At 68.2% G+C, this 7,254-nt stretch carries 8 protein-coding genes; 2 read left to right on the top strand and 6 right to left on the bottom strand.

From position 1 onward, the window contains the following. The 6 genes from ACXJKH_RS11510 to ACXJKH_RS11485 form a co-directional block, all read right to left on the bottom strand. The coding region (locus tag ACXJKH_RS11510; protein ID WP_457319533.1) for an AAA family ATPase at nt 1–1,277 on the bottom strand (1,277 nt) is incomplete at its 3' end. 24 nt (nt 1,278–1,301) lie between these two features. Further along, nucleotides 1,302–2,654 (bottom strand): type II and III secretion system protein family protein, encoded by a 1,353-nt coding sequence (locus ACXJKH_RS11505; protein WP_457319532.1) that lies wholly within the window; start codon nt 2,652–2,654, stop codon nt 1,302–1,304. A gap of 18 nt (nt 2,655–2,672) precedes the next feature. Continuing rightward, a complete protein-coding gene (cpaB, locus tag ACXJKH_RS11500; RefSeq protein ID WP_256774214.1) occupies nt 2,673–3,707 on the bottom strand; it encodes a Flp pilus assembly protein CpaB in 1,035 nt (344 codons plus the stop codon). Nucleotides 3,708–3,735: 28 nt separating this feature from the next. Beyond that, nucleotides 3,736–4,224 carry a TadE/TadG family type IV pilus assembly protein gene (locus ACXJKH_RS11495; RefSeq protein ID WP_256774215.1) on the bottom strand — a complete coding sequence of 163 codons (489 nt, stop codon included), beginning with the start codon at nt 4,222–4,224 and terminating at the stop codon, nt 3,736–3,738. Next, nucleotides 4,221–4,766 carry an A24 family peptidase gene (locus tag ACXJKH_RS11490; RefSeq protein ID WP_256774216.1) on the bottom strand — a complete coding sequence of 182 codons (546 nt, stop codon included), beginning with the start codon at nt 4,764–4,766 and terminating at the stop codon, nt 4,221–4,223. Before ACXJKH_RS11490 ends, ACXJKH_RS11495 begins: the two co-directional genes overlap by 4 nt. 110 nt (nt 4,767–4,876) lie before the next feature. Beyond that, entirely contained in the window at nt 4,877–5,077 is a 201-nt protein-coding gene (locus ACXJKH_RS11485) for a Flp family type IVb pilin (RefSeq protein WP_256774217.1), read from the bottom strand. 786 nt (nt 5,078–5,863) lie between these two features. On the opposite strand from ACXJKH_RS11485, the gene ACXJKH_RS11480 reads away from it, so the two are divergent. Then, nucleotides 5,864–6,853 carry a helix-turn-helix domain-containing protein gene (locus tag ACXJKH_RS11480; protein ID WP_256774218.1) on the top strand — a complete coding sequence of 330 codons (990 nt, stop codon included), beginning with the start codon at nt 5,864–5,866 and terminating at the stop codon, nt 6,851–6,853. 226 nt (nt 6,854–7,079) lie between these two features. Beyond that, a partial coding sequence (locus tag ACXJKH_RS11475) for an ESPR domain-containing protein (protein ID WP_457319534.1) occupies nt 7,080–7,254 on the top strand: 175 nt, incomplete at its 3' end.

Here is a 7,254-nt window from a genome sequence, read left to right as displayed (position 1 = left end):
TTCCATGGGAGACCACTCAGGCGGAGGACGAGTTTTTCCCGCCACCCGCGCGGCAGGGCGTCGGCAACGGCCGGGTCCAGTCGCGCCAGCAGGGGGGTGAGGGCACGCAGGTAAGGATCGCGCGGCGCATCCTGAAGGAGCAGGTGGCCGTGGTTGGCGCTGCTGCGCAGGCGGTGGCAGTCGGGCAGGGTGGCCAGCAGCGGCACGCCGAAGCGTTCTGCGATCTGCGCCGGTGCCAGCCCGCCGGCTTCGTCGTGGCGGTTGATCACCAGGTGCAGGCGACCATCGCGCGCGCCCAGCGCTTCGAGCTGCTTGAGCGCCAGGTCCAGCGACACCAGTGTGCCGATCGCCTGGTCGGCGACGAGCCAGATGTCATCGGCGCTGTTGAGCAGCGAGCGCGGGATCTGTCGCACGGGTGCGCCGCCAAGATCGCACAGCACCGTGTCGAACACGCCGCGCAGGCGCTGCACCAGCACGGCGGGATCGGCGATGGGGCCGGTATCGCTGCCGGCCGGTTGACCGAGCAACGCCAGCCCACCCGGATGTCGGGTCATCGCGGTGCGGGCGAGGGTGGCGTCGATGCGGTTGGCGTTGCGCAGCGCATCGTCGTAATGGAACTGGCTGTCCAGATTGAGGTACAGCGCCGCGTCGCCCGCCGGCTGGCCCAGGTCGAGCAGCAGCAGGCTGTTGTCGTGCTGCGACGGATCGGGGTCGGTACTGGACGTGGCGCCGGGATGGCCGAGCTGTTGCGCCAGCACGCSCACATGGGCGGCCAGGGTGCTGCTGCCCACGCCGGCGCGTACACCCAGCACCAGCACCAGCCGCGCCTTGTGCGCCGGTTCGGGCGCCACGCTGCGGACCGGCGCGCTGCCGCCGGCGCGGCGCAAGACGGCATCGATGTCGGCGGTGGACGCCTCCAGGTCGAGGATGTCGCGCACGCCTGCGCGCAGCGCGGCCACTACGCCATCCAGCTGGTCCGGGGCGGTGGAGCCAACCGCCACCAGTGACAGATCGGGCAGCGTGCGTTGCAGATGCCGGGTCAGATCGGTGGTTGCGGCCGCCTGTTCGCGGCGGAAATCCAGCAGCACGATGCAGGTGCCGTTGCGCCGATACACATCCAGCGCGAGCGTCGAGCCGCGGCTGTCTTCCCACTCCACGCGGGTGCCGACCGGCAGCTTGGCGCCGAGCGCTGCCAGCAGGTCACGGTTGGGGGCGACCAGCACCAGGGTCATCGGCGGCGCCATCGGGTGCAACAGCGGGATCGAGGCGGAGGACATGCGGGGCGGGCTCCTGGCATCGGCTCAGCGCGAGAAGCCGGGCAGCTGGTCGGACGAGGCCGGGCTGAGCAGCCAGGCACCCCACACCGGCAGGTTCGGCTTGGCTTCGCGGTCCCCCGGCAGCGGTACCACGGTGTCGCGGGCCAGCGGTTGCACCAGGCGCGGGGTGACGATGATCACCAGTTCCTTCTCCTCGCGTTTGTAGCTCAGGCTGCGGAAGAACGCGCCGATGATCGGCAGGTCGCCCAGCAGCGGAATCTTGTCGACGTTGGAGCTGACGGTGTTGCTGACCAGTCCACCGATCACGAAGGTCTCACCATCGCCCAGTTCCACGGTGGTGTCGGCGCGACGGGTGGTGATGGAGGGGATCTGCACACCGTTGTAGGAGACACCCGCAGCGTAATTGAGGTCGCYGGCTTCCGGGGCGACCTTCAGCGCGATCCGGTTCGGACCGAGCACGGTCGGGGTGACGGTCAGGCCGATGCCGAACGGCCTGAAGGTGACGGTGGTGGTGCCCAGACCCTGGGGTTMCAGGATCGGCAGCTCGCCACCGGCCAGGAAGCTGGCGCTCTGACCGGACAGGGCGACCAAGGTGGGTTCGGCCAGCACGCGCGCCATGCCGTTGCTCTGCAGCAGGTCGATGTTGGCATCCCAGCCATGGGTGAGCGACTTGAACACCAGCCCGAACGCAGAGGACAGCGGGTTGTTGACCACCGGCACGTCGGGGTCGGTGCCGACCGGGGCGACGCCGGGCAGGGTGCCGCCGGGCCGGGTGATGCCATAGAAGAAGCCATTGTTGCGGTTGGCAAAGCTCATCCCGATCTGCCGCAGCACCGACTTGTTGAACTCCACCACCTTGACCTCCACCTGGACCACACCGCCACTGGCAATCGTGGACGCATCGGCGAGCTGGCCGTCCTTGCCCAACGCCATGCTGGCGGCCTTGCGGGTCTGCTCATGGTCCAGCAGGTCTGCCGCACTCCCTTGCAGCAGACCCTGGCCATCCTGCAGCGTGAGCTGCAGGTCTTGCGACGGCGGCAGCGCCCCCTGGACCGCGCTGCGCACATCGATCTGCATCCGTTGCGGCTCGCTCTGCTGGCGGCGCCACACCAGCAGGGTGGTGGTGCCTGGCGCCTTGCCCACCAGCAGCGCCTGGCGCTTGCCGCTCAGCATCACCACGTCGGCCACGCTGGGATCGGCGATGGCCACCCGCTCCAGATCGGCCGGCAGCGTCCACGGCCGTTGCTCGCGCGTCTGCAGGACCACATCGGCGTTGGCCATGCCCAGCACCGGGCAGGTGCCCAGCAGCAGCGCCAGCAGCAGGCGCGCCGGCCAATGACGTGAGGTGCGGTACAGACGGGCATTGCAGGGCGTCATGGAGTCTCTCGGTCGGGCTCAGGGCGAGCGGCTGTGGGAGGAAACATCGCCGCGGATGATTTCGACACCGCGATCCAGGCGCGGGGTGGCCCGCGGTGCGCTGGCACGGACCGGCATCGGCGCGCGCGCGGCGTGCGTCGCGCGGCCGGCCAACGCGTCGCTGTCGATGCCGGCGTAGGCATCGTTCTCCGGCGACTGCAGCGCCAGGCGTTGTTCCGGGCTGAGCTCGCGTCGCGCGTCGAGTACGCCGCCGGGCTGGGCGAACAGGCTCTGGTCGGGCTGGCCGACATCGGCCGGATTGCGCAGTGCCAGGAACAACCGGCCCTGCTGCGCACCCAGCAACAGGCGGTTGGCCTCGGCCACCGGCACGGCCAGCACCGCGCTGCGGATGGGCGCGTTGGTGCTGTTGCCGCTGTTGCTGCCACTGGACGCGGACGCTCCCTGGATGTCCTGTGCGCGGCTGTCGTTGGCGCCCGGTGCGGCGTCGTTGGCCGCGGTGCTGGGCTGGCCAGGCGCGCTGTCGGCGGCGCCGTAGCTGAGCACGCGCAGCCGCGACAGCAGCAGCCGTGCCTGCGCCTGGCCGTCGGTGTTCATGCCCGGCGGCGCGCGCAGGTTGAGGAACACATCGACATAGTCACCGGGCAGGATGCGGTTGCCGGCGGCGACCAGTTCGTCCACCGGCACCGCCAGCGCGCGCTCACCCGGATTGAGCCGGAGGGCATAACCCTGCGCCATCAGCGCGCTGTTCAAGGCGGTGCCGGCGGCGATATCACGCACCGGCACCGCGCCGGAGGCGTCGGCGATGTTTGCGTAGCCACCGACCGGTGCCTGCGGGGCCGCGCCGATGCGCAGGTCCGATGCGGCGATCGGGCGGCCGGCGGGCAGGCGGGTAGCGGCTTCCACCACCGGCCAGTGCTGCGGCTGGCCATCCACCTGGGGCGCTGGCGCGGCCACGCTCTGCGCCGGACGCCGGCTGACCAGAAACGCCACCAGCGCCAGCACCAGCGCCAGCGCGATCAATGCGACAGCGGCGATGCGGGTCAACTTGAGCATGCAGACTCCGGGCAAGGGGCGCGTCGCATCACGGCGTGCCCAGGTCGAGCTGGGCCACCGCAGTACTGCGGATCGGCTGGGTGATCAGCCAGCCGTAGACGCGGCCGGTGCCGGGCAGGAAGGGTTTGCTGCTGTAGTCGTAGCTCACCGACACCTGGATACACTGCGCACTGGCCAGCCCTGCGCAGGGCGCCGGTGCGGAGACCACGATCGGCGGCGCGCCGGCGGTACTGCAGTTGGCCGGTTGGCCGGCGAAATTCAACAGCCACTGCATCGAGCGCTGTGCGGCCTGACAGGCGGCGACCCGGCGCTCGCTGGTGCTGGCATAGCGCAGCGAGGCGCGCGCGCCTTCGGCCGAGGCCAGGGCCAGGGTCTGCTGGGCGGCCATGATCATCACCCCGGTGTAGGTGAGCATCAGCAACGGCACCAGGCCCAGGATCAGCATGAAGGCGAATTCGATGGTGACCACGCCGCGCTGTCGCGCGCGGTCGGTGCGATGGAGGGTATGGCGGCTCATGGGCCTGCTCCGTAGGTGCTCCAGGCGATGAAGCCCAGCGTGGTGAAGGCAAGGTAGGCCGCGTACGGAATGCCGACCCGGCCCTGTCGCGAGGCGTGGATGCGGCGAGCCGTCGGGCGCGCCTGCCAGTGCTGCTGTGCGCGTGCATGCAGCCATTGCGCACGCAACGGCAGCGTGGCGCGCAGGCCGGGCGCGAGGAGCACGCACAACGCATGCGCACCGGCCATCAGGCTGCTGATCACCCAGATCGGCAGCAGCGCCGGGGCGCCCAGCAGCAGGCCAAGTACGGCGAAGTACTTCACGTCGCCGGCGCCCATCCAGCCCAGCAGGTAGAACGGCAGCAGCGCTGCCAGACCCACCACCAGGCCGGCCAGATGCGTGCCTGGGAACGTGCCCGCGCCGCTGCCCCATGTCCACAGCAGCCATCCCAGTGCGGTCGCGCCGACGCACGACAGCCAGCGGTTGGACACGCGCCGCGCATACAGGTCGCTGATCGCGACCTGTGCACTCAGCAGCAGGGCCAGGACGGGCAGCAGTGACATCCGATGGGTCCTCCGTGATAGCGCATCGAACCGGGGAACAGCGGTAAACCGTTGGCATCGCCGCAGGCGCACAGCCTGCAGTCGCAGTGCTTGCGGGAGCGCGGCGCCGATCAGCCGGTCGACGGGGCGCTGCCACCGCCGGCGCTTTCAACCAGTGTTTTGAGCTTGGCGAACAGCGAGGTGAACATATCGCTGAGGCCGGTCTTCGCGGCGACCACCAGGACGCCGGCGATCACGGCGGCGAGGATGCCGTATTCGAGCGCGGTGACGCCGTCTTCTTCGGCGAGGAAACTGCGGATGGAGGCTTTCATGACGGTCTACTCCCTGTTCCGGTCAATCAATGGGACTGCCTGCGTATGGATGGGGGATCTCCGGCTCCGCCGGATCCATCCTGTGGCCTGCGCGCTCCGTGCGCAGGAAGCGGCCGCGCCTGCGGCCGCAGGCCTACTTGGGCATTGCCAGGCAGGCCATGTGCGGGAAGGGCGGAGCAGGCAGCGTCGCACCGCGCGGCGTCTTCGCCAGCGCATGTTGATTTGGGAACAGCGTCACATCCCTGAGCGTCTGCATTGCTTCCCCCTGTCGTGCATACCCGGTTTCCGCCATGGAACTGCCGGGATGCGTGCCTGCCGGAAAGTCCGGCGCGATCAACAGTATTCAATTCAATCATAGGCAGCGATGCGTTCGACTTTAACCGCTGCGGCTCGCCCTTTATCCATGCGTGGGCGTTGACCAACATTTAATGTTTATAAAGTGAAAGAGGTGTGTTTATAGCGTGATGAGGGGGTGATGAGGGATTTCTGGCGCGTAGTTTAGACCGTTCCAAGCTGTTTCAAGGCGTTTTCTTCACGCGCAGAGCCCGCTGCGGCGGTGGGTTTACCTTCCGGCGAGTTCATGCATACTTGCCGAAAATGCGCATCGATAATCGGGCGTCGACCCGCGCGCAATATGCAGGAAGGACATTTCATTGTTTCCCGTTGCCGCGCTGGCGGCCGGTGGCGGGTTTATGCAGGGCATTGGCCGAGGACATTCAGGACGAAACGGGCGCAGCCGGTTTGACCGGCGTCGCGCGCATCCAGGCGCAAGGGGGCATCACTGTCATGGTAGATGGTGTAGTGGACGACAACGGCGACGGCGCGCTCAGGCCTTATGACCTGGCCACGCTGAGCGGCGTGCTGCGCGTCTGCGACCTGGAGATGGTCCTGCTGGACGGCAACGGTCCGCGCGCGAGCCTGCATTCGCGCGTGCACGACGAGGCCCTGTTCTGCACCGCGCAGTGCGGCTTCCATTTCCGTGGGCGCTTCATGCTGCCGCAGGACTGGTGCCTGCTGGGCTTCATCCACGCCACCGAGGAAGGTCAAAGCTGGTGCCACGGCATCCCACTCAGTGCTGGCATGGCCGTCACCGTGCTGCCGGAGGGCATCAGCGAGTTCACGCTTAGCGCGGGTACGCATCTGAGCCTGCTGCTGGCGCCGATGCAGCGCGTGCAGCGCAAGCTGACCGAACTCAGCCTGCGCAACACGTTGCCGTCGGGGCAGGCGCTGTCGCTGTTCAACGTGGATTGCGCACCTGGCGGGTCGGCGCTGCCGCAGCGCTATGCCGACCTGCACGAACACCTGGCCCAACCGGGCGGGCTGCTGCCTGCCGATGCGGTGGAATCGGTGTTGCACGCGCACATCCATGCACTGCTGGGCGCCGGCAGCGAGGACCGGCCATCCAATACGCGCGCCCGCCGTGCGCATTACCTGATCGCGCAGCGCGCCGAGAATTTCATGCGGCTCAACCTGCGTCGCTATATCTACATGCATGAAATCTGCGACGCCGCAGGCGTCAGTGAGCGCGCCCTGCGCTACGCTTTCGAGGACTTGTTCGGCACCTCGCCAAACCGCTATCTGTCGATGCTGCGCCTGTGCGCGGCCTGCCGTGGGTTGTCGATGGCAGACTCGAGCCGCAAGTCGGTCAAGGCGGTGGCGCTCAGCTGTGGCCTGTGGGATCTGTCGCGGTTTGCCGACAACTATCGGCGCGTGTTCGGCGAGCTGCCGCGCGACACGCTGATGCGTGCGCCGGCCCAGATCGGTAGCCCCGCCTGATCGTTTCACCCCTTTGCCTGCGCTGCCGCCGCCCGCCATGCACGTTTCCGGCAATCTGCCGGAATTGCGCATGCCGCTGCCGGTTATCGTTCTTGTCTTGCCGGAACGCACGCATGTGCTGCCGGAATGAAGTGCCCCGCCGATGACGTGGCGACTGTAATGACATCCAAGTGCCGCAAGGCATGGCTGATGCAGTCCACATCGTCCGTACACGGGGGAATACCTGATGAACCGTATTTTTCGACTGGTCTGGAGCCACCGGCTGAATGCCCTGGTGGTCGTCTCCGAAGTGGCCACCTCACGCGGCAGCCTGGTGGCCGGCCCCGTCGTGGTGCATCTGAAGGTCCCGCTCTCCCTGCTGTCGATGGGCCTGGCACTGGCCCTGTGCAGYGGCACGGCAC

The sequence above is a fragment of the Stenotrophomonas sp. P5_B8 genome (genome assembly GCF_054049855.1).
The sequence above is the reverse complement of the archived record's forward strand: the minus strand, read 5'-3'. Positions and strand labels throughout refer to the sequence as shown.

Coding starts and splice junctions, on each gene's coding strand:
- cpaB (WP_256774214.1), bottom strand. CDS start 3,707: ATGCTCAAGTTGACCCGCATCGCCGCTGTCGCATTGATCGCGCTGGCG.
- ACXJKH_RS11495 (WP_256774215.1), bottom strand. CDS start 4,224: ATGAGCCGCCATACCCTCCATCGCACCGACCGCGCGCGACAGCGCGGC.
- ACXJKH_RS11490 (WP_256774216.1), bottom strand. CDS start 4,766: ATGTCACTGCTGCCCGTCCTGGCCCTGCTGCTGAGTGCACAGGTCGCG.
- ACXJKH_RS11485 (WP_256774217.1), bottom strand. CDS start 5,077: ATGAAAGCCTCCATCCGCAGTTTCCTCGCCGAAGAAGACGGCGTCACC.
- ACXJKH_RS11480 (WP_256774218.1), top strand. CDS start 5,864: ATGGTAGATGGTGTAGTGGACGACAACGGCGACGGCGCGCTCAGGCCT.